This window comes from Kordia aestuariivivens (assembly GCF_014397005.1).
Taxonomy (GTDB): Bacteria; Bacteroidota; Bacteroidia; order Flavobacteriales; family Flavobacteriaceae; genus Kordia; species Kordia aestuariivivens.
On the sequence record NZ_JACGWS010000015.1, the window covers coordinates 121,664 to 143,171 of the forward strand.

A 21,508-nucleotide genomic window follows, 5' to 3' on the forward strand; every position below is an offset into this window, starting at 1 on the left:
TACAGCATACGAATTTAAGCAAATAAAAACAGTAAATAAATTAAAGATCCTGCTTTTCAGTAGGATTAGTTCAACTTACAATTTTGAATGCGTCTTAGATACTGAATCAAGTTCATCACAAGCTTCTCAAAATTGAGTTTCACTAAAAAAATCTTCAAACATGGCACATAAAGTTACGACGCAATGGAAAGGAAATATGTTATTCGAATCAGACAATCCGAGTGGACATAACGTATTAATTGATACTTCGCCTGAAAATGGCGGAAACAATGATGGATTAGGTCCAAAAGCACTCATGTTATCTTCATTGGCAGGTTGTTCAGGATTGGATGTAGTTTCCATTATGAACAAAATGAAAGTCACAGTGGACGACTTCAAAATGGACGTTGTGGGCGAATTGACAGACGAACACCCAAAATATTACCATTCTGTAAAACTAGATTATCATTTTTACGGAGCTGATTTAGACGAAAAAAAGCTCCAAAGAGCGGTTGATTTATCCGTAGAAACCTATTGTGGTGTTATGGAAATGTTCCGTCGTTTTGCAAAATTGGAAATCAATACGTATTTTCACAAAAGCTAACTATCTTGTTTGGCTATTGAAAATCGTCATTTCGAGTAATTTTTGAAGAAAATTGTATCGAGAAAAAGATTTTTAATACTACAGTAGAATAATCTTCCTCAGTTTAATTCACATTCGTCACTTCGAGTGATTCGCTTAAGCGAATTGTATCGAGAAGTGCTATGAACGCTAAATTAAATATGGAAAATGAAATTATCATACGTGTACATTTTAAAATGTTCTGATGAATCTTACTATGCAGGAGTTACCACAAATCTTGAAAAAAGATTTGTGCAACATCAACAAGGTTTCTACAAAGAAAGTTATACATATAGAAGAAGACCATTAACAATCGTTTTTTATGCTTCTTTTACAGATATAAATATTGCAATAGAAAACGAGAAGCAAATAAAAAAATGGTCAAGAGCTAAAAAGCAAGCTTTAATACACGATGAATACGAAGCATTACCTAATTTAGCAAAGAAGAAATTTAGAATAAAAAAGTAGATCTCGATACAAAAATCCTAACGGATTTCCACTCGATCTGACGCAGATAATCCAAGCCGTTACTTCGAGTAATTTTTGAAAAAAATAGTATCGAGAAGATTTTGAAACGAAATATTTGTAGAATAATAAATAACCAATAAAACTAGATTTTGATATAAATCTTCGTGATTTTTATTCGATTTGATGATAGTAATCCAAAACGTCACTTCGAGTGATTTTCGTAGAAAATTGTATCGAGAAGTACTCTGAAGCCAAAAAGTACATTAAAAATCTAAACAAGAATTACCATGCGTTGGACATTAAAACCAAAACCAGAAGCACATAAACTCAAGCATTTAATGGAAGCGTTGCAAGTCAACGAAACTGTTGCGACACTTTTATTACAAAGAGGAATTGAAACTTACGAAGCGGCAAAAACCTTCTTTCGTCCTTCGTTAGACGATATTCATGATCCGTTTTTGATGAAAGATATGAATCTCGCTGTCGCGCGAATTGACAAAGCAATTGCCGATGGTGAAAACATTATGGTATATGGCGATTATGATGTTGACGGAACAACTTCGGTTGCGTTGGTTTCTTCGTATCTAAAAACAATCTACCCAAACATAGCAAGTTATATTCCAGATCGGTATGAAGAAGGGTATGGATTGTCCTTTCAAGGAATTGATTTTGCGGAAGACAATGATATTTCATTAATTATTACACTCGATTGTGGCATCAAAGCCATCGATAAAGTAGCGTATGCTTCCGAAAAAAACATTGATATTATTATATGCGATCATCACCGACCGGGAACCGAATTGCCAAAAGCAGTTGCGGTTTTAGATCCAAAACGAGACGATTGCAACTATCCGTATGACGAATTGTGTGGTTGCGGTGTTGGTTTCAAGTTGATTCAAGCATTAAGCTCTAAAAGAGGTCAAACTATTGAAGATTTATTTCCGTATTTAGACTTGGTTGCAACCGCAATTGCCGCAGATATTGTGCCGCTTACAGGCGAAAACAGAACCTTAGCACATTTTGGAATGCAAGTGATCAATTCGGCACCAAGAGCAGGAATTAAAGCAATTATTGATCAATTAAAAAAGACGTCACTTACCATTACTGATGTTGTTTTTGTCGTTGCACCACGAATTAATGCAGCGGGAAGAATCAGTCAAGGATTGCACGCAGTAACATTGCTTACTGAGGACGATCTTGAGGTTGCCAAACAATACGCAGCATCTATTGAAACGTATAACACGGAACGTCGCGCGCTCGATCAAGAAATTACAAAAGAAGCTTTTGAGCAAATAGAAAAATTAGAAGAACAAGAACGTTTTACCACAGTTGTATACAATGAAAATTGGCACAAAGGTGTCATAGGAATTGTGGCTTCACGCTTGATAGAAACCTATTACCGTCCAACACTAGTATTCACAAAAAGTGGCGATAAAATTGCGGCTTCTGCACGTTCCGTCAAAGGATTTGATGTTTACAATGCCTTGGAACAATGCAAAGAACATTTGATTCAGTTTGGTGGACACAAATACGCGGCAGGATTGACAATGAAAGAAGAAAAGTATCAAGATTTTAAAGATGCGTTTGAAGAAGTTGTCAAAAATACGATTGATAAAAACTTGCTGACGCCAGAAATTCTAATTGATACAAAAATCACGCTCAAAGAAATTACGCCAAAATTTTATAGAATTCTAAAGCAATTTTCACCATTTGGACCTCAAAATATGAGTCCTGTTTTTATGAGTACACAATTGCAAGACAATGGTTGGGCAAAATGTGTTGGCGCTGAAAAAGATCATTTAAAATTGAATGCGGTTCAACAAAGATCAAATCCTATTGCAGGTATCGGATTCAACTTGGGCGATAAACTTTCTACCGTAAAAAACAAAAAACCGTTTGACGCTGTCTATTCTGTAGATGAAAACGAATGGAACGGCAATGTAACGCTTCAATTACGCTTGCGAGATATTAAATAATGTATCAATGTATTATTTTGAAAATGTACCAATTTGTATCGAGAAATACTCGGAAACAGAATTAGAGGTCATTTCAAACCACAACTTATCAACACGAAAACGATTGCATAACTTCGTTTTATTCCGAAAAATGTACTTTTAGTAGCTAAATCAACCATAGGTATTATGAAAACCATTTTTAAAGCGATTCTTTTTCTTGGAATCTATTGTTTTATTTCTTGCGATAAAGAAACTACAGCAGTTACGATAAGTTCTCCAGATGAAAAATTGAAAGTTGCTGTTTTTCTGTCTGAAAAAGGCGTTGCGCAGTATACAATAATTCGTGATACAAAAACGGTTATTGATACGTCTTCACTAGGTTTTGACTTAAAAGATATGCCTTCTTTACATGCGAATTTCAAAATTGTAAAGACACTTACCAAAACGGTTGATGAGACTTGGAAAATGCCTTGGGGCGAACAGGAAAATGTGCGAAATCAGTATAAAAAATTAACGGTTGAACTTCAAGAGAAAGATTCGTTGCAACGAAAATTAAATTTGGTGTTTAAAGTATATAATGATGGAATTGGTTTTCGATATGAAATTCCTTCGCAAGAACATTTAAAAGAAGTCATTATTACCGATGAAAACACACAATTTCAATTGACTGGCGATCATACTTCGTGGTGGATTCCGGGCGATTGGGATATTTATGAACACTTATATACCACGTCAAAAATTTCCAAAATTGATGCATTGAGCAAAGCAAATCATGGAAGTTTAGCACAAACCTATATTCCTGAAAATGCAGTCAATACACCAGTTACCATGCGAACAGCTGACGGTTTGCACATTAGCATTCATGAAGCAGCATTGATAGATTATTCGGGAATGACGTTGAAAGTTGACACGGAAAATTTATCCTTACAAAGTGAATTGGTAGGTTCAGAACGCACAAAATACAAAGTAAAAAGAACCACGCCATTTACAACACCTTGGCGAACAATTCAGGTCACAGAAAAAGCTACAGAATTAATTGATTCTAAACTGATTGTAAACTTAAATGAACCTTCTAAAATTGATGATATTTCATGGTTTACGCCGATGAAATATACTGGAATTTGGTGGGAAATGCATTTAGGAAAATCTTCTTGGGACAAAGCAGCGGGAAAACACGGCGCAACCACGGAAAACGCCAAAGCATTCATTGACTTTTCTACCAAAAACAATATTGGCGGCGTACTAATTGAAGGTTGGAATACAGGTTGGGAACATTGGATTGGCTTTGAAGATCGTGAAGGAGTTTTTGATTTTATCACACCTTATGACGATTATGATTTGGAAGAAGTAGTGCGTTATGCCAACGAAAAAGGAGTGGAAATTATCATGCATCATGAAACGTCTGCGGCGATTGGAACGTATGATAAACAAATGGACAAAGCATACAAACTCATGCAAGACTTGGGAATTCATTCGGTAAAATCGGGTTATGTTGGAAAAATTATCCCGAAAGGAGAATATCATCACGGACAATGGATGGTGAATCATTACAACAATGCAGTCATTAAAGCTATTGATTATGAAGTTGCCGTAAATGCGCACGAACCAATTAAAGCCACAGGTTTGCGAAGAACCTATCCAAATATTATTTCGCGTGAAGGTTTGCGCGGACAAGAATTTAATGCGTGGGCAGCCGATGGCGGAAATCCACCAGAACATTTGCCAATTGTAGCATTCACACGAATGTTGGCAGGTCCGATAGATTATACACCTGGAATTTTCAACATCAAATTAACGCCGTATAAAGAAGACAATCAAGTCAATACGACGATTGCGCAACAATTGGCGCTGTATGTGGTTATTTACAGTCCCATTCAAATGGCGGCAGATTTAATAGAAAATTACGAAGGAAATCCGGCGTTGCAATTCATTCGCGATGTTGGTGTCGATTGGAAACAAACCAAAGTTATCAATGGAGAAATAGGCGATTTTGTCACAATTGCTCGTGAAGAACGCAACACAGGCAATTGGTTTTTGGGAAGTATTACAGATGAAAATCCACGCGAATTAAACGTTTCTTTAGACTTTCTAGAATCAAATACAACATACACGGCAACGATTTATAAAGATGCTGAAGATGCACATTGGAATGATAATCCAACAGCAATTGTTATAGAAACTATGGAAGTGACTTCAGAAACAAATCTAAACTTAAAGTTAGCTGCTGGTGGTGGAACTGCGATTAGTTTTCTAAAGAAGTAATTTTGCAAAATTCTGATCTTTCGCATTTTTGTGGAACATTGTGGTTTAATTAATCTTTTACACCTTGGGTAATAAATTTTTAGCAAAATCGTTTAGATGAAATGAAAACGATCGTTCAGCTTTCAGTATTTCTTGTTACATCATTAATATTTTCTCAGAACTTAGTCCTAAATCCAAGTTTTGAAGAATGTTCAAACTGTGAACGTTCTATGGGACAGTTTGATAATAATGTCACCAATTGGAGTACGCCAAGTGGCGGTTCTACAGATTATTTCAACTATAAAGGCAAAAAAAGCTACAATCACTATAACGGTTATCAGAAACCGAGAACTGGAACTGCACTAGCAGGAATTTATGTTTTTACAGAAAAAAACTATCGAGAATATATTCAAGGAGAATTAAAGAAAACGCTCGAAAAAGGAAAAAAATACACGATTACTTTCTACGTGAGTTTGGCTGAAAAATCTACGAAAGCCACAACAGATTTAGATATTTTATTTACAGAAGAAGCATTAAAAAAGTGTTACCATTCCAACCATTGTGAAAAACAAATTAAACCTAAAAAAGCAACCGATAAAAAGTTTACAAAGGTTGAGATTAGCAAAGGTCGCTATTACAAAGAAAAATTAGGCTGGACAGAAATTACCTTTATGTATGAAGCTTCAGGATTTGAAAATTATTTTTCGATCGGAAATTTTAATTCCAACAGGAAAACAAATTTGATAAAAATGCAACGTGCATTGGACTATGAATTTTCGTATTATTACATAGATGATGTTTCCGTAACACCTTTAGAAAAAGAAGTTACAGCGATAAAAGAACAAGAAGAATCAGTAGAAGTAACACCACTAAAAGTAGCCAAAATTTATACGTTTAAAAATGTGCTTTTCGAATTTGATAAAGCAACCTTAGTACCAACTTCTGTAAAAGAGCTCGATGAATTATATGTGTATTTACAAGAAAAACCAACACTTACAATTGAAGTATATGGACATACAGATGCTATTGGAACTTTAGAAAGAAATAAAGAATTATCTTTGGAACGTGCAAAAGCCGTATCGGATTATTTAATCGCTAAAGGACTAAAAGATTCGAGAATTGAATGGTTTGGTTTTGGAAGTTCAAAACCAATAGTTTCTAATGATACGGAAGCACAACGAAAGAAAAATAGACGTGTAGAGTTCAAATTGAATTCGCAATAAATATTCCATGGAAAAACAAGATCCGTACGCAGCATTGCGATTTAAAGAATTCAATATCTTTTTACTTGTTAGATTCTTTTTGGTTTTTGGTTGGTCCATGCAATTCATTGTGATTGAGTGGGAAGTGTATTCCATTACCAAAGATCCATGGTCACTTGGTTTAATTGGACTCATGGAAGTCATTCCTGCGGTTACGATGGCATTATTTGCTGGACATATTGTAGATCAGCGCGAAAAGCGAAATCTGCTAGCCATCTGTATCGCGTTTTTCTCCCTAATTAGTTTCGGATTATTTTTACTGACATCACCTGAAGTTACTGCTCAATGGTCTCAAAACTCAATATTATACAGTATTTATGCGTTGGTGTTTTTTGGTGGATTTTTACGTTCGTTTTTTGGACCAACCATCTTTTCATTAATTGCGTTAATTGTTCCTAAAAAAATATATCCAAATGCTGCCACATGGAGTAGTTCTACATGGCAAACAGCTACGATTTTAGGACCCGCTTTCGCTGGATTTACCATCAACTGGATTGGTGTACATTGGTCACTATGTATCATTTTTGCACTCGTAACCTTGTCATTTATGATTCTTTTTCTAATTCCGAAAAAACCAATATTGAACCCGAAAATTGGCGAGAATGTATGGAAAAGTTTGTCAGAAGGCATCACATTTGTTTGGAATGAAAAAGCAGTTTTAGGTGCGCTTACGCTCGATATGATTGCGGTTTTATTTGGTGGCGCTGTTGCGTTATTGCCAATATTTGCACAAGATATTTTAAAAGTCGGCCCGGAAGGATTTGGAATGTTGCGCGCTGCGCCGGCAGTTGGAGCCGTATTAACCATGTTAATTACTGCCTACATTCCGATTAGCAAAAATGCAGGAATGAAATTATTGGGTGCCATTTTCGGATTTGGTGTGTGTATCATCATCTTCGGATTGTCTACAATATTCTGGATTTCGCTTGTTGCTTTATTTTTAAGTGGCGTTACCGATGGAGTTTCTATGGTGATTCGTCAAACAATTTTACAACTCAAAACACCTGATGAAATGCGCGGACGTGTGGCTTCTGTAAACTCTATGTTTGTAGGTTCGTCAAACGAACTAGGAGCGTTTGAAAGTGGTGCCACAGCAAAGTTGATGGGAACAGTCACGGCAGTTGTCTTCGGCGGAACCATGACCTTAATTACCGTAATTACCACAGGATTAATTTCTCCAACATTTAGAAAATTAGATTTAACGGAAGATATAAAAGCACATCAAGACGAAAAATAGATTTTCTATTGCCGTATTTCGTTGAGTCTATTTACCAACTCATCTTTTATAGCACTGTCTGTGGCATTCAATGGCAATTGATTTGCGCTTAATAAGTTCGGATTCTCGAAAGGGTTCACACTCAAATCATAGAAAGCTTCTGTTCCATTATCAAATAAAATATATTTATGCGTGGCATTTCTAATCGTATAATTAGATCCGCCAGTACTACTAATTTCAGCATATACATAATCACGTGTTTCCGTATTTGTAGTGGATAAAAGTGTTTTAAAACTTTGGCTGTCGTTAACTTCAGAAGTTCCAGTAGCTGCAATATCTGCAATTGTAGCAAACAAATCCGTAGTATTTACTAATGCTTCTTCAGTATCATTAAATCTTGTAACGTTTTTTCCAGAAACAATCATTGGGACATTTATACCACCTTGATATAGAGTTCCTTTTGCGCGTTGTGAAATGTATTCTTGTACAACCTGATTCGGCGTACCATTATCACCAATAAAAATGATAACTGTATTTTCTCTTTCTTCTGTAGACATTGAACTTAATAATCTTCCAATTTCAGAATCCATCGCTTCTAACATTGCCATGTAATACGGAATTGGATTTGCATCAATACTTGCGGTATCATCAGGCAAATTTCCTTGTGAATGTAATTCGTTTGGTGGCAAATGAAAAGGTGTATGTGGCGCATTATACGCTAACCATAAAAACCAAGGATCGGTTTGATTTGAAACCCAATCAATCGCTAAATCTGTAAATTTTGTGGTTGTATATTCTGTAGAATTTGCTGTTTGTTGATTTTCTGTCAAATTCCAATTCCAGTACGATTGTACGCCGCCAGATAACAAACCAGCATAATAATCAATTCCCATGTCTGTTGGATGTGTTGGACTTGTAGATAAATGCCATTTTCCAATGACTGCAGTTTTATATTCAGGACTATTTGTCGTTAAAAATTGTTGTAACGATGTTTCTGAAGTTGACAAAACATCTCCAACATTTAATACATTCGTTCGGAAGCCATACTTTCCTGTGATGATGCTCGATCGTGTTGGCGTACATGTTGGATTTGACCATAAATTCGTGAATCGAACTCCAGAATTTATCATGTTTTGCAAATTGGGCATGTTCGGCTTTATAGTTCCAATATCATAACCTGGCGTAGCATCTAAGCCCATATCATCAGCAATAATCAATAAAATATTTGGACTGCTTTCTACAACAATTGGTGTTTCTGTTGGAGTACTTGAAATTGCTACATCGTCACTTCCACAAGCAATATATAATACAGTAATAAGGAAAAGGGTAATTATTTTTGGAGCGTTCATTAAGATGGGTTTCTGAATAAGACTATCGTTTGCGTAAATGGTTTAAACAGAATTTTATTTAGCAGTTCAAGAAATTAAAAAAAGAGTGTTGTGCTCTAAAATCAGAATAGCTCATAAAGCCTTATACAAACCAACGATTACTCATATTTCTTCAACGAAAGTGTTTTTCCATCAAATTCGCCATAGGTATAATACTGAATCCAATCGCCCAAGTTTACATAGCGACTTTTTTCGTTGAGGTCAATTTCTAGTGGTAAATGGCGATGTCCAAAGATGAAATAATCGTAGTGTTTGGTTTCAAGCTTACGCTTAGAATATTGTACCAACCATTCGTTGTCTTCTCCTAAAAATTTAGCGTCATCATCGCCAGAAATTAGTTTGTTTTTTACCGATAAATATTGCGCAATTCGCATGCCAATATCAGGATGTAACCAACGAAAACACCATTTAAAGAATGGATTCGTAAACACTTTTTTCATGCGCTTGTATCCTTTGTCTTTAGGACCTAATCCGTCACCGTGACCAATGAAAAAAGTAGTTTCGTTAAAGGTGAATTCTTGCGGTTTGTGATACACAGGAATGTTGAGTTCTTTCTTAAAATAATCATCCATCCATAAATCATGATTTCCCACAAAGAAATAAATTGGAATGCCTTTGTCGCTGAGTTCGGCTAGTTTTCCGAGCGTTCGCACAAAACCTTTTGGAACAACGGTTTTATATTCAAACCAAAAATCGAACAAATCGCCCAATAAAAAAATAGCGGCGGCATCATGCTCAATAGCATTCAACCAAGCCACAAATTTTTTCTCTCTCGGAAGACTCGCTTCTGCCGTTGGCGCGCCTAAATGGTTGTCGGAAGAGAAGTATATTTTTTTTCCTTCGGGAATGTTCATGGTGTAAATATAAGAATTCTTGCATTCCTGCGTAGGCAGGAATCTATTTCTATATTATTTGTCAAGTATGTCACATCGAGCATTATTGAGATCAAAATATATTTTGATTGAAAATACTTAGCGAAGCTATCGAGATGCTACACTTATAAGTGCTAAATAATTATTCGTTATCACTCGCAAACCATTCCGCGCATGACGAATCGGTTTCTTGTAAGCGCAATGAAAATAGTTGAATTGTTTCTGGAAGTCTTTTTTTGATTTTTGAAGCAAAATCGATCACCATATTTTCACTTGTTGGCTGATAATCTGCTAGAATTACACTGTGTCCTTCACCGCGCATTACCATAGCCAAGGAAGCATGTGGTGTATTTTTATTAAATACAATTGCGTGATCAAATACATCTACGACTTCTTCTTTCACGATTTTTTTCAGATCGCTAAAGTCAATCACCATTCCCCATTTTACGTTTGTATTGTCTGTAATAGGATTTCCAATAACCGTTACCGAAAGTTTATAACTGTGTCCGTGTACGTTTTTACATTTCCCGTCATAGCCGTATAAAGCATGACCGGTTTCAAAATTAAATTGCTTTGTAATGCGAATTTTGCTCATTTTCATTTTCAATTAATGCGCAAAGATAGAATATTTTACCTTTTGTCATTCCTGTGAAGGCAGGAATCTCTTTTTAATCCAAGAAGTTTAACGAGTCTAAAAAGTCTAAGTCAGTCTAATTTTCTTTTTCGCCACGAATTCACGAATGTTTTTTTATTCCAATTGCTTAAAATAAGCTTCAGGAAGTTGCTCTTTAATATTTTTAAAGGGAAACTTTGGGTTTTCTGCAAAAGATAAAAAGTGGGAAATAGATATATTTTGAATATTTTCCTTTTGAAGTAATGCTTTTATAACAGCTTTTCCATCACTATTTAATTGCTCGTATGTTGTATTGAATTTCTGTTTAGCAATAGCATCGTAGTGTTTGAGATACGCATCATTAATGACTGCATTGAAAATTGTAAAATGTTTGTAGTTTGATTTTAAATCAAAAAGGGAAACTAACTGAGTATTGTTCGATACAATGGAATCAACTTTTTTTGTGAATGTTTCCAAGTTATATTGTTTCTTACCAATATGAAAACGGTCATTTACAAGAAATAAAGATTGTGTGTTTTTGAATTTAAAATCTTCTAACGGTTTGTCATTCATTGTGGTATATATAACTTCAAAGTCCATATCATTTATTTTTTGATTGTACTTTATGTTAAAAATAGGCGTAATTCGATTTTCTTGTGAAAATATTTTTTGTTCAATTTCTTGGTCAATGACTTTATATTTTACATGATCGACAGTGTAAAAAACAAGCGCATTCATTTTTGTTAATTCAAAAAAAAGATATTCTAAATCTTCCATTTTAGCATCTTTATCGCAAATGAGTACTACTCTTGCAGGAGAAGATAACTTTGAACACGATCCTACTTCATGAGAGAAATAGTCCAAAATAGCTGCAAAATTTGCATATTTATCATTGAGTTGCAGTTTAAATTCATTGGAGTTCGGCACTTTCCCGTATTTGATATAAATTAATTTTTCATCAGGATTAGCTTCTTGAAAATGATATGTTTTTAGCTCAGGCAACTTTATGTTTAATAGAGAAGAAAAAGAGTCTTTTTTATATACATTTCCTTCAAAAACCATTGAATCTTTTGAAATAGAAGTTTTAAATGTGTTATCTAAAAATGTGAGGCAATTATTATTAATTGATAACGGATAGGTATTCCAATAATTTCCAGATTCGCTCAAAGAAATACTGTCAGCATCAATTTTCATAAAAGTAGGTGAAGCTCCATATGAAAATTCGCATGTCCAAGTTCCATAATACTGTTCTTTTTTCGAACAAGAAAGTAGAAGCAATGCTATAATAGAACTTAGAATTACTTTCTTCATAAGGATAGGATTGATACGTTTGAATGTATCAAATTTTATGCCTTACTTTTTTGATGAAAGTAATAGCTTTTATTGTGTCCTCGACTGCGCTCGAACTTGTAAAGGTTAGGTAATTGTAATATAATAATGAGATAAAACTTTTAGATTCCTGCCTTCGCAGGAAATCGAATATTCGACGAAGTCAATGACAAACTCCAATAATCTAAGCCAGTCCAAGAAGCCTAAAAATCACTTCCGAAACTTCGCCAACGCATTCTTAGTAAAATCTGATAAAACCAACCTTCCTGAAAGTTCAGCACGCTCGGATAAAAGCGCATCCCAATTTTCGGTGTCTTCCCACAATATTTTTTTCATACCAGCCAATGCATCCGGATTGTACGAAGCGAGTTTTGCTGCGAAGATTTCTACTTCGTTGTCTAACTCTTGTTGGGTTTCAAATACTTTGGCAAATAAGCCCTTTTCTTTTGCCCAATACGCCGTTTTCCATTCGCTTGGCGCGAGACTTAACTCGGAGAAACCTGCTTTTCCAATTCGGTTTTGAACCGCAGGCGCAATGACAAAAGGACCAATTCCAATCATTAATTCTGAGAGTTTTACAGAAGCAGCTTCCGTTGCAAATACATAATCACAAGCGGAAATTAAGCCAACGCCGCCACCAACAGCTTTTCCTTGTACACGACCAATAATGAGTTTTCCACAGGTTCGCATGGCGTTGATTACGTTTGCAAAACCGCTAAAGAATTTTTTTCCGTCTTCCAAGTTTTCAATCGCGACGAGTTCATCAAAAGAAGCACCCGCACAAAAAGCACGATCGCCTTCACTTTTGAGAATGATCACGTTTACAGTGTCATTTTCTCTAAGGTTGTTCAATTCGTTGGTCAATCGATCTAGTAACTCACCAGGAAAAGAATTGCTTGCAGGATGTCCAAATTCAATCGTTGCGATGTTGTTTTGAATGTTGGTGTATAAACTTCCGTTGGTTCTTGTTGTGGTCATGGGATTTGTTTTCGTGTTTAACAAAAGTAGGAAGATAATTTCGTTCATTCAATCTTTGTAGAAAGAAGTAGTTCTCGACTGCGCTCGAACAGACAAAATCTAACCGTCCAACAAGTCTAAAAAAATTAGTTTATCGCATTGTCATTCTAAATTTAATTTAAGATTACACTTTTGGATATAAGAGTAACAGATTGCCACGAATTTTTTCAAAATTCTCGCAAAAACGAATAAATTTTAAATTTAGTTAACAGTAAGCATCTAATAAGTCCAACAATCCAAGTAAGTCAAAGAAGTCTGAAAAAGCAGGCTGAGCGGAGTCGAAGTCTACTTTTTGGAAATTTTCGGAATAAATTCTCTTCGGAAGATAATGATTAACGGGAAACCACGTGCTAGCATCCAAAGTGTGAATGCAATCCAAACGGCGTATAGTTTTAGATCAAGCGCATCTAAAATAAAGATCGTTGGAATGAACACCACGAAGGTAGCAATGAGTAATACGTTTCGTAAAGTTGCCATTTTCCCCAATCCTTTGTAGATTCCATCAAAGATGAAAGCAAGGGCGCAAAGCGGTTGCATAGCAAGAATTAAGATGAAAACTGCATAGAATTCTTCTAAAACAGCTTGTTCTTTTGTAAAAATTCGCCCAATAGGATAGTATAAGATTCCGCCAATAACCAACATGAGCAAACCAACAACAACGGCATATTTTGTCAATCGTACGCTGAGTTTTACCAATTCCTCATAATTTTCTTCGCCAAAGAGTTTTCCTGCTAAGATATTTCCAGCACTGGAATAACCATCAATAAAAAAGGCGCCAAAAAACCATAGATTTAGTAAAATAGTATAGGCAGCACTGTATTTTGGACCATAAGCTGCGGCAAATGAAGTTCCGAAATATAAAGCGACGTTCAACGCAATGGTTCTAATGATTAAGTTGAGAATCATCACAGAAAGTTTTGGCAACTCTTTATGAAGTGGTAATCGTATTTTTAATGGAATTTGTGTCTTTTTTATCATATATATAACCGCTAATAACGCCATACATATTTGTGAAATTAAACTCGCGTATGCTGCGCCATCAACATGCATGGCAGGAATGTATCCTTCTATTCCATACACCAATGCAAAGTCTAAAACCACATTGAGTAATGCCCCAAAGATGGCAATAATCATAGGAATCATGGTGTTTTGCAAACCTCTGAATACACCAAAAATGGCAAAAGTGAGCAGCGTAAAAGGCAATCCAAAGATTCGGATTCTGTAATACGAACTGCTATAGTCTAGAATGATGCCTTCTGCATTGTAAAAATTCAGAATGTATTCGGCAAACGGATAGGTAATTACAATTAATACAATACTAATTGTCAGAATGATTCCGATAGCTTGCGCGGGCAAGGTTTTGATTTGTTCTAGTTTGTTAGCGCCTAAGTATTGTGAAACTAATGCAGAAATGGCGCTTCGGGTTTGTCCAAAAACCCACACTAGCATGGAAATAAACGCACCTGCAATTCCGACAGCACTTAAAGCTTCCGTAGCGTTTATGCTCACATTTCCAACAACTGCTGTGTCTGTGATAGACAATAATGGTTCTGCAATTCCTGATATTAATGCGGGAATTGCGAGTCTGTTGATGTCTGCGTTGGTGATACGTGTTTTCAAAGTATGTATTCGTAACAGTAAAAAGGATATACAGTTTGTTTGGGAAAGTGTATGTTTCCTAATTTCTTATAGCCGCGAAGTTCGTAAAACTTTTGGTTTCTAAGGTTCTTACTGAACGTATCTAATCTTATGGAACGATAATTATTTTCTATGGCATAGTTTTCTGCAAATTGCATTAACTGCTGTGCGTATCCTTTTCCTTGCGTTTCTGGGTGAACCGCCAACCGATGAATGTATAGATTTGCACCATCTGGCGTAAGCCAATCAACAGCTTTATATTCTTCATCCATAAAAGTAGAAATGACAATGCAACCTACAATTTGTGAAGGATCAAACAAAACAAACAATTCATTTCGATGCACATCGGTTGAAAAAGCATTTCTGTTAGGGTAATTTTCATTCCATTGAAAAATTCCTTTTTGAATCATGTTTTTAGCGCAGGCTTTGGTAATGATTAATAATGCATCAATATCTGCTAAAGTAGCCCTGCGAATTTGTAAGTTCATGGATGTTTTGGTGTGATTTTTTGTTTTAAAGATATTTATTTTTTGAGGTATAAAAAATAGAAAATCGATCTTAGAATTAAAAAATGATTATTTTTGCAGAAATTTAGGACAATGAAATGCGTCATATCATATAGTTATTAGCAACTTACGTGATTTTTGGTAAATTTTTTCTTTGACTGAATTAATACATAAAAATAAACAGATGAAAAATATATTAGTTCCTATTGGAGATTCTCAGAATGCAAAGAATACATTGCAATATGCTATTGATTTTGCAGAAGTAATCAATGCAAAAGTATTTGTGTTTAGAGCTTTTAAAGTGCTTTCGAAAGCAGGAACAATTTTGAATGTAGATGATATTGTGGGTCGTGAGACGGCAAGTTATGTAAAAGAAGTCGTAGCTAGTGTTGATCTTAAGAACGTAGATGTTTCTATTATTTCAGCAAAAGGAAATGTACTTGATAGTATTAACTCCATTGATAAAGAACTAGGAATTGATTTAATTATTCTTGGGCCAAGAAGTACGTCTATTAAAGAAGAGATGTTTTTAGGAACTACTTCAGGAAGTATTGTGAAGCAAACCGATATTTCTGTGTTGGTTGTTCCAGAAGGATATGCGTTTAAGCCAATTAAAAAGGTATTAACTGCTATAAAATCAGGAGTTATTAAGCGCAAAGAAACTTTAGAGCCGTTAGAGCAAATTCTGGAAGCTTTTGGGGCAAAGATGCGTTTGTTACAAGTAAAAACGCCCGATTTTTTACCTGAAGATTTAGAGTTTTACTCAGAGTTAGCAGCCATTACATCTGCGTATAAGAGTTCAGAAAACGCAACCTTGTTTCAAGGAGTTTTGGAGCATTTAAACGAAAATAATCCAGATTTAATTTGTGTGTTCAGACGTAAACGCGGATTCTTTAAAAAATTGTGGGAACAAAATTCTATCAAAAAAGTTGACTTTGAAAGTCGCTTGCCGTTATTGGTTTTGAAAGGAACAGAATAAGACATATTTTATAATATATATACAGAAAGCCATTCAAGAATTATTTTGAATGGCTTTTTTTATTAGTTGTCTGCATTATAAAAATGCGGAAGCTACTCCATATAATTTTTTGTACTTTTAGGTATTAACTAAAACAGAATACCATGAAAAAAAGAAATTTAAAGAGTTTACACTTGCGCAAAAACGTAATTAGTAATCTAAAAATTGACGCTTTAAAAGGACAATTGAGAAGAGGTTCGGACGATCCGAATTGTAGTGGTGATACAGCAATTATATACACGTGTCATGAAACATGTAATAATCAAGAAAGATAAACCTATAACGAATTAATTATGAAAAAAAGAAATTTAAAAAGCTTACGCTTACAAAAAAGAGTAATTAGTAATTTTCAAAATCAAGCAATTAAAGGAATGTGGCGCGATAGCGGAAGCGGTGATACGCATCCAGATTATACCTGTCATCCAGAAACGTGTAATAAAGTAAGATAATTGTTATGCTAGAAAAATTAACACAATATGAAGTTCAGCATGCTAATGAGATTAGCGGTGGACTCACAACGGTAGAATATATTATTATTTTGGCATAGTATTATTGCCTGATAAAAGATTACAACGTATTTAGAGCGAGCTTCGGCTCGCTTTTTTTGCACTCGTATTTAAATAATTACGACTATAAAAGCTGTTTTTTTTCAATTTTCGACTTTAACTTAGGATCAGTTTAATTCTTAAAACATTTAATTATGAAAAAGAAAAAGTATGGAAAATTGAAGCTTAACAAGTTTGAAGTTTCTAATCTAAATTTCACTAACTCAGTAGTTGGTGGAGTAGCAACGTTAACGGTTTGCTTTTCGTGCGATCCGAACGATTGTGTGTCAGATGGAACCCATTGTGATTGTGGAACCATAAGATGTGACGGCGGTGGCGGCGGAACAGCATCTCGCCCTAATTGCATTACTGCAAATTGTGGGTATCCTACAGACGGATGTCCTAGTGCAGATTGTGTAAGTTATGACTGTTCATAATCTTAATCCATTTTTTAATTATGAGTTTTGAAACCACACTATTTCAAAATTTTTTAAATCAATTATCTTATAGTTCTGAGATTGATCTGATGATTCTTTGCGGAAGTTATGCTTTAGGCACAGCTACCGAAACATCAGATATTGATCTCAGAATTATTCTTTCCAACACTTCTACAATTTCTGAAAGAAGAATAAAAACACTAGAAGGTTATCAATTTTCTTATGCAACTCACACAAAACGTAATTATAAAAAACTCATTGAACAGCAATTTGCGAATGGAAGTAAGTTTGAAGCCCGATTGTTAGCAACAGGAACTATTATATATCAGAAACCGGACAGTGATGTTGCTATCAAAAATTTTGCTGCAAAAATCATTGAAACACCTTTTAAAAAGCTTTCGCAATACGAATTGAATAGAGTGCGCTACGGACTCAGAAATCAGTATGAAAAAGTGATGAAACTCTCTAAAGAATCAAGCTTTTTCTCGTATAATTATTTTTGTTTTTTGAAGAATACTTTACAAACGTACACCAATATTTTAGGAACAGAATATATTTTAGAAGACAAACTAGAAGCGTATTTTTATTCAGAAGAATTTAGAAAGTTACATCAAATGCAAAATATTGATGATGAATTTTTTAAATCATTTTTTAAACAAGCGATTCAAGAAGTAAAAAAGACAAATCTAAAACAACTATACGAACATTTGGAAACTAAAATCGGAACTATTTCTTTAGAGGATTTTACTTTTTGATAAAATCAATCGTAGCATTTACAACTGCTTCCAAATCCTTTGGTAAATACGTTTCGTTCCACGGATGTTTCGCGCCAAAAACATGATCGGCATTTTCAATAAGCTGTAATTTGCTGTTTGGATTCCAAGCATGTAATTCATTTGCTTCTTCAACCGGAACCGCAGGATCTGTTGTTCCGTGAACAATTAAATGCGGAATTTGTATGTTTTTTGTTGCTTTCTGAATGTCTAAACGTGTTTCATTTGTTTTAAAATCTTCAAAAAACTGATAAAAATGCGGCATTTCTTGCTTCGTTCTGCCGTTTACAACATACATAACGCCAGTATTTTTCCAATGTTCTAAAGCTTCTCCTTTCGGGAAACGTGACGCGTAGTCTGAAACGCCCGCCCAAGAAATCACATTCGTAATTTTGGCTTCTTCGGTGGCTTTTATAGTTACGATTCCGCCGCCGCGGGAATGTCCAATAAGTGAGCTATGTTCAGTGTTTATTTCATCAGAAAATTCAAAAGTAGTATTTGTAACGTAATCGATCACGAATTGCAGATCGTTGAGTTCTTGGGTATAATTATTTTCACCGAATGCTTCTAAATCAGGAAAGTCAATTGGTTCCGAGATCGTTCCGCCATTGTGCGAAAAATTAAACTTCAAAAAGAAAAATCCAGCATCGGCAAAAGCTTCCGCAACCAAATCCCACGCGCCCCAATCTTTAAAACCTTTGTAGCCATGACAAAAGATCACAATAGGCTTTGTTTGATCGTTCTTTGTAAAAAAGTAATCAACTAGTATATCTTTTTGGTTATTGCGTGTTAAAACGTTGTTTTTGAGCTTCTGCATCATGATTAGACTTCTTTTTCAGTGAATGGAATGGTTTCGTTGCAAATTTCAAGAATGAGTCGTTTGAGTTCGATCAAAAAATCATCTAAAGTTTCCGAAGTTACCAATTGGTTTTTGGTGCGACTTCCAGGTTTATCTTTCGTTCCAAATTTTAAAAATCCGCTTTGTAAATTTTTAAAAGAAATAATTCCGGCTTCGGTATCTTGTTGAAATGGTTGTTTTTGATAAATCATGTAGGCATACGCCAATACTTGAAAGCTTTTGCTGTATTTATAATCTTGCGTAAGCAAATCCCATTCGACAATTTCTACATCGCCTTGCGACACTTTTCCTGTTTTATAATCAATAATTCGCATCACGCCGTCCAATTCGTCCACACGATCTACTTTTCCACCAATATATACGGGAAAATCAAGCTCAGGAATGTCTACTTTGGCTTGTAATGTTTGTTCTATTTGTAGAATTCGTAATGTTTTGCCTGTTTGTAACGTTTGTATTTCTTGATTTAAAAAGTTGGTGACATAACGTTTGGCAACCTTGAAAATGATGAGGTTTTTTCCACGTTTGATATTTCCTTCTCCATATGTTCTTTTGAAATTTTCCGTGACTAATGGTTCTACTTTTTTAAACATCGCTTTGATGTCTGCTACCACAATAATTTTTCCTTCAAAAGGTTTGTACAACAACTCCAACGTATCATGAACCACAGTTCCGAGTGTGTTGGCTGCGACCGTTTCTTCAACAGCTTCGTATTCTTTAATGCCCAATATTTTTTGATAATAAAAATCGATGGGATTTCTAATATAGGAAGTCAACGCAGAAGGCGAGAAGCTTTTGTTTGCAATTTCTTTGACGCGCTCTAAAATATGCGCTTCTTTTTGCACGACTTGCAAATGGTTTTCAATTTTTGGCACTTTCGGAATGACGACATGTTGCGAAACCGTATGATTTGGCATTGCGTAGGTTTCTAATTGCATCAAGAAACGACTTTTTTCGCCACCATTCAAACCGTCAGCTTCGGTATTGTATAGTAAATATACGTTTTCAGCTCTGTGCAATAATCTATAAAAATGATACGTGTAAATGGCATCTTTTTCTTTGTATGTTGGGAGATTGAACTGTTTTTTTAGATCAAATGGAATAAAGGAATTGTTACTTTTTCCAGAAGGCAAAATTCCTTCGTTTACCGAGGAAAGAATCACGGTTTTAAAGTCTAAAACGCGTGTTTCTAACATTCCCATTAATTGCAATCCTTGAAGCGGCTCACCTCTAAAATCGAGCGTTTCTGTACTGATGATTTCTTTGTACAGCGCTAATAACGATTTTATATCTGTGATGTAATTGTGTTGTTTGGTCAACAGTTGTAATTGATTGAATACTTCGTTGAAACGATATAAATATTCTAGTGCTAACAAATGTTGTTCGCGATGTTCAATCAAAGTAGTTTTTAAGCGACGAATTAATGTGATACAATGTTGAATTGCCACTTTTGGTTTGTTGTTCCAATAGGTAAAAAGCATTTTGGCAATATCTTGAATGTCTTTAGGAAATCGTTCTACAATCAACTCCGTATTGACGTAAATGATATTGTTTGTTTGAATGTACTGAATGATGTCAGCCGCTAAGTTTGTGTCTTCTTGTTGAAATAGCGGACGCAAATTTGTGTCTGAAAGCACATTGATGATATTTTTATAGTAAAATGTATCGTTTCGATGATGTTCTTGAAGTAGGTATAAATTATTGAATGTGGTTGCCAGTGGAATATCTTTTAGTGGAAAACCCATCGTAATATTGAGTTTTTCAATTTCGATCGGCAATGAGTTTAAACACGGAATTAGTAATTGTTCGTCACCTAAAACCACTGCAACATCTTGTAGTGTTTCTTCTTTTTGTTGTAATTCTTGTAGAATTTCTCCAATGTGTTTTGCCTGCGTTACATTTTTGGGAACACCAATGATTTCAATATTTTTTTTACTTGAAAAATTATCCGCAACCCACGAGAAGTCGTTCTTCTTAAAGTAATTCCAGTCATAACGATGGCGGCGCAAAAACAAACTTGCATCGTGTTCGGGATCGTCAAAAAATACGTGATCCGTATCCCATAAAATTTCTGCCAAGCCAACTTCTAAAAACTCTTGAATGATTTTTTCTTCGGCAGTATTCAACGCATTGAAACCAATGAAATAATGTTTTTTGTCTTCGTTTTTTTGGAGATAGAACTCTAAACTGTCAACCGCTTCTCTGTAGACCAAACCTTGATAGGCAATTCCTTTTTGCGTGATTTTTTCGGTCAGTGCGTTATAATAGTCTTCAAGCTTATTCCAAAACGTAAGATAGTTTTTGACTAAGGTTGTTGGTTCTTTTTCCAACGACCAATGATTGATTTCCTGAATTGCACCTAAATAATTAAATATATCCTTTTGCGGAATCAGATAGCGATCAATTTCATTAAAGTCTTGTAGTAATATTTGCGCCCATTTTGAAAAGGAATCAAAAGGTTCTTGCGATTCTTTTGGTGTGAGTTCTTTGTATACGGTGTAAAATTCAAAGAGTAATTCGGTATTACTTACAGCTGTATATCCAGAAATTTGTTCCACCAATTCTTCTATACTGAGAATATCAGGTGCAAAGGAAGTCTTTTGAATTTGTTGTGAAAGTTCATGTTTTAAGAAAACGCCTGCTCTTTTGCTAGGCAATACCAATGTAAGATGGCTTATGTCGGTATTGTTTTCTAAAATATAGTGAACAACATGAGAAAGGAATGACTTCATGTTGTAAAAATAAAAAAACGCCTCGAGATATCGAGGCGTTT

The 21,508-nt window shown here is 35.0% G+C and carries 20 protein-coding genes; 11 read left to right on the forward strand and 9 right to left on the reverse strand.

Going from position 1 to position 21,508, the window contains the following annotated elements:
• Positions 1 to 160: 160 nt before the first annotated feature.
• The 6 genes from H2O64_RS20245 to H2O64_RS20270 all read left to right on the forward strand — a co-directional run bounded on the left by H2O64_RS20245 (position 161) and on the right by H2O64_RS20270 (position 7,764).
• Positions 161 to 583: an OsmC family protein gene (locus tag H2O64_RS20245; protein ID WP_187564053.1), complete on the forward strand. Its 423-nt coding sequence runs from the start codon at positions 161 to 163 to the stop codon at positions 581 to 583.
• Between the two features lie 186 nt (positions 584 to 769).
• Positions 770 to 1,069, forward strand: coding sequence for a GIY-YIG nuclease family protein (locus H2O64_RS20250; RefSeq protein ID WP_187564054.1), 300 nt, complete (start codon positions 770 to 772; stop codon positions 1,067 to 1,069).
• A 287-nt stretch (positions 1,070 to 1,356) separates the two neighbouring features.
• Positions 1,357 to 3,045: a single-stranded-DNA-specific exonuclease RecJ gene (recJ, locus tag H2O64_RS20255; RefSeq protein ID WP_187564055.1), complete on the forward strand. Its 1,689-nt coding sequence runs from the start codon at positions 1,357 to 1,359 to the stop codon at positions 3,043 to 3,045.
• 165 nt (positions 3,046 to 3,210) lie between these two features.
• The gene (locus H2O64_RS20260; protein WP_187564056.1) at positions 3,211 to 5,286 is read left to right on the forward strand and encodes a glycoside hydrolase family 97 protein; all 2,076 of its coding nucleotides are present in this window, start codon (positions 3,211 to 3,213) and stop codon (positions 5,284 to 5,286) included.
• 101 nt (positions 5,287 to 5,387) lie between these two features.
• Positions 5,388 to 6,488 (forward strand): OmpA family protein, encoded by a 1,101-nt coding sequence (locus tag H2O64_RS20265; RefSeq protein ID WP_187564057.1) that lies wholly within the window; start codon positions 5,388 to 5,390, stop codon positions 6,486 to 6,488.
• Positions 6,489 to 6,495: 7 nt separating this feature from the next.
• Entirely contained in the window at positions 6,496 to 7,764 is a 1,269-nt protein-coding gene (locus H2O64_RS20270) for an MFS transporter (RefSeq protein WP_187564058.1), read from the forward strand.
• Between the two features lie 5 nt (positions 7,765 to 7,769).
• Here the strand turns inward: H2O64_RS20270 and H2O64_RS20275 are convergent, their stop codons facing one another.
• The 7 genes from H2O64_RS20275 to H2O64_RS20305 all read right to left on the reverse strand — a co-directional run bounded on the left by H2O64_RS20275 (position 7,770) and on the right by H2O64_RS20305 (position 15,088).
• On the reverse strand, positions 7,770 to 9,092 hold the full coding sequence (locus H2O64_RS20275; RefSeq protein WP_187564059.1) for a sulfatase-like hydrolase/transferase: 1,323 nt from the start codon (positions 9,090 to 9,092) through the stop codon (positions 7,770 to 7,772).
• Positions 9,093 to 9,229: 137 nt separating this feature from the next.
• On the reverse strand, positions 9,230 to 9,985 hold the full coding sequence (locus H2O64_RS20280) for a UDP-2,3-diacylglucosamine diphosphatase (protein ID WP_187564060.1): 756 nt from the start codon (positions 9,983 to 9,985) through the stop codon (positions 9,230 to 9,232).
• Between the two features lie 160 nt (positions 9,986 to 10,145).
• Positions 10,146 to 10,598, reverse strand: coding sequence for a 6-pyruvoyl trahydropterin synthase family protein (locus H2O64_RS20285; protein ID WP_187564061.1), 453 nt, complete (start codon positions 10,596 to 10,598; stop codon positions 10,146 to 10,148).
• A 153-nt stretch (positions 10,599 to 10,751) separates the two neighbouring features.
• Entirely contained in the window at positions 10,752 to 11,927 is a 1,176-nt protein-coding gene (locus H2O64_RS20290; RefSeq protein WP_187564062.1) for a hypothetical protein, read from the reverse strand.
• Positions 11,928 to 12,155: 228 nt separating this feature from the next.
• A complete protein-coding gene (locus H2O64_RS20295; RefSeq protein ID WP_187564063.1) occupies positions 12,156 to 12,923 on the reverse strand; it encodes an enoyl-CoA hydratase/isomerase family protein in 768 nt (255 codons plus the stop codon).
• A gap of 324 nt (positions 12,924 to 13,247) precedes the next feature.
• Complete coding sequence (locus H2O64_RS20300; RefSeq protein WP_187564064.1) at positions 13,248 to 14,582, reverse strand: MATE family efflux transporter; 1,335 nt, start codon at positions 14,580 to 14,582, stop codon at positions 13,248 to 13,250.
• Complete coding sequence (locus H2O64_RS20305; RefSeq protein WP_187564065.1) at positions 14,579 to 15,088, reverse strand: GNAT family N-acetyltransferase; 510 nt, start codon at positions 15,086 to 15,088, stop codon at positions 14,579 to 14,581. The genes H2O64_RS20300 and H2O64_RS20305 overlap by 4 nt, the downstream gene beginning before the upstream one ends.
• Positions 15,089 to 15,290: 202 nt before the next feature.
• On the opposite strand from H2O64_RS20305, the gene H2O64_RS20310 reads away from it, so the two are divergent.
• The 5 genes from H2O64_RS20310 (at position 15,291) to H2O64_RS20330 (ending at position 17,861) form a co-directional block, all read left to right on the forward strand.
• The gene (locus H2O64_RS20310; protein ID WP_187564066.1) at positions 15,291 to 16,085 is read left to right on the forward strand and encodes a universal stress protein; all 795 of its coding nucleotides are present in this window, start codon (positions 15,291 to 15,293) and stop codon (positions 16,083 to 16,085) included.
• Positions 16,086 to 16,228: 143 nt separating this feature from the next.
• Positions 16,229 to 16,399, forward strand: a complete 171-nt coding sequence (locus tag H2O64_RS20315; protein ID WP_187564067.1) for a hypothetical protein — start codon at positions 16,229 to 16,231, stop codon at positions 16,397 to 16,399.
• A gap of 18 nt (positions 16,400 to 16,417) precedes the next feature.
• Positions 16,418 to 16,573, forward strand: a complete 156-nt coding sequence (locus H2O64_RS20320; protein ID WP_187564068.1) for a hypothetical protein — start codon at positions 16,418 to 16,420, stop codon at positions 16,571 to 16,573.
• Between the two features lie 251 nt (positions 16,574 to 16,824).
• Positions 16,825 to 17,106, forward strand: a complete 282-nt coding sequence (locus tag H2O64_RS20325; RefSeq protein WP_187564069.1) for a hypothetical protein — start codon at positions 16,825 to 16,827, stop codon at positions 17,104 to 17,106.
• Positions 17,107 to 17,126: 20 nt separating this feature from the next.
• Positions 17,127 to 17,861 (forward strand): nucleotidyltransferase domain-containing protein, encoded by a 735-nt coding sequence (locus H2O64_RS20330; RefSeq protein ID WP_187564070.1) that lies wholly within the window; start codon positions 17,127 to 17,129, stop codon positions 17,859 to 17,861.
• Here H2O64_RS20330 and H2O64_RS20335 read toward each other — a convergent pair.
• Positions 17,851 to 18,696, reverse strand: a complete 846-nt coding sequence (locus H2O64_RS20335) for an alpha/beta hydrolase family protein (protein ID WP_187564079.1) — start codon at positions 18,694 to 18,696, stop codon at positions 17,851 to 17,853. The genes H2O64_RS20330 and H2O64_RS20335 overlap by 11 nt on opposite strands.
• Positions 18,697 to 18,701: 5 nt before the next feature.
• Complete coding sequence (locus tag H2O64_RS20340) at positions 18,702 to 21,467, reverse strand: PD-(D/E)XK nuclease family protein (protein ID WP_187564071.1); 2,766 nt, start codon at positions 21,465 to 21,467, stop codon at positions 18,702 to 18,704.
• Positions 21,468 to 21,508 lie beyond the last annotated feature (41 nt).

Excerpts from the sequence above, each read along its gene's own strand:
- H2O64_RS20245 (WP_187564053.1), top strand. The coding sequence starts at position 161 with ATGGCACATAAAGTTACGACGCAATGGAAAGGAAATATGTTATTCGAA.
- H2O64_RS20250 (WP_187564054.1), top strand. The coding sequence starts at position 770 with ATGAAATTATCATACGTGTACATTTTAAAATGTTCTGATGAATCTTAC.
- recJ (WP_187564055.1), top strand. The coding sequence starts at position 1,357 with ATGCGTTGGACATTAAAACCAAAACCAGAAGCACATAAACTCAAGCAT.
- H2O64_RS20260 (WP_187564056.1), top strand. The coding sequence starts at position 3,211 with ATGAAAACCATTTTTAAAGCGATTCTTTTTCTTGGAATCTATTGTTTT.
- H2O64_RS20265 (WP_187564057.1), top strand. The coding sequence starts at position 5,388 with ATGAAAACGATCGTTCAGCTTTCAGTATTTCTTGTTACATCATTAATA.
- H2O64_RS20270 (WP_187564058.1), top strand. The coding sequence starts at position 6,496 with ATGGAAAAACAAGATCCGTACGCAGCATTGCGATTTAAAGAATTCAAT.
- H2O64_RS20275 (WP_187564059.1), bottom strand. The coding sequence starts at position 9,092 with ATGAACGCTCCAAAAATAATTACCCTTTTCCTTATTACTGTATTATAT.
- H2O64_RS20280 (WP_187564060.1), bottom strand. The coding sequence starts at position 9,985 with ATGAACATTCCCGAAGGAAAAAAAATATACTTCTCTTCCGACAACCAT.
- H2O64_RS20285 (WP_187564061.1), bottom strand. The coding sequence starts at position 10,598 with ATGAGCAAAATTCGCATTACAAAGCAATTTAATTTTGAAACCGGTCAT.
- H2O64_RS20290 (WP_187564062.1), bottom strand. The coding sequence starts at position 11,927 with ATGAAGAAAGTAATTCTAAGTTCTATTATAGCATTGCTTCTACTTTCT.
- H2O64_RS20295 (WP_187564063.1), bottom strand. The coding sequence starts at position 12,923 with ATGACCACAACAAGAACCAACGGAAGTTTATACACCAACATTCAAAAC.
- H2O64_RS20305 (WP_187564065.1), bottom strand. The coding sequence starts at position 15,088 with ATGAACTTACAAATTCGCAGGGCTACTTTAGCAGATATTGATGCATTA.
- H2O64_RS20310 (WP_187564066.1), top strand. The coding sequence starts at position 15,291 with ATGAAAAATATATTAGTTCCTATTGGAGATTCTCAGAATGCAAAGAAT.
- H2O64_RS20315 (WP_187564067.1), top strand. The coding sequence starts at position 16,229 with ATGAAAAAAAGAAATTTAAAGAGTTTACACTTGCGCAAAAACGTAATT.
- H2O64_RS20320 (WP_187564068.1), top strand. The coding sequence starts at position 16,418 with ATGAAAAAAAGAAATTTAAAAAGCTTACGCTTACAAAAAAGAGTAATT.
- H2O64_RS20325 (WP_187564069.1), top strand. The coding sequence starts at position 16,825 with ATGAAAAAGAAAAAGTATGGAAAATTGAAGCTTAACAAGTTTGAAGTT.
- H2O64_RS20330 (WP_187564070.1), top strand. The coding sequence starts at position 17,127 with ATGAGTTTTGAAACCACACTATTTCAAAATTTTTTAAATCAATTATCT.
- H2O64_RS20335 (WP_187564079.1), bottom strand. The coding sequence starts at position 18,696 with ATGCAGAAGCTCAAAAACAACGTTTTAACACGCAATAACCAAAAAGAT.
- H2O64_RS20340 (WP_187564071.1), bottom strand. The coding sequence starts at position 21,467 with ATGAAGTCATTCCTTTCTCATGTTGTTCACTATATTTTAGAAAACAAT.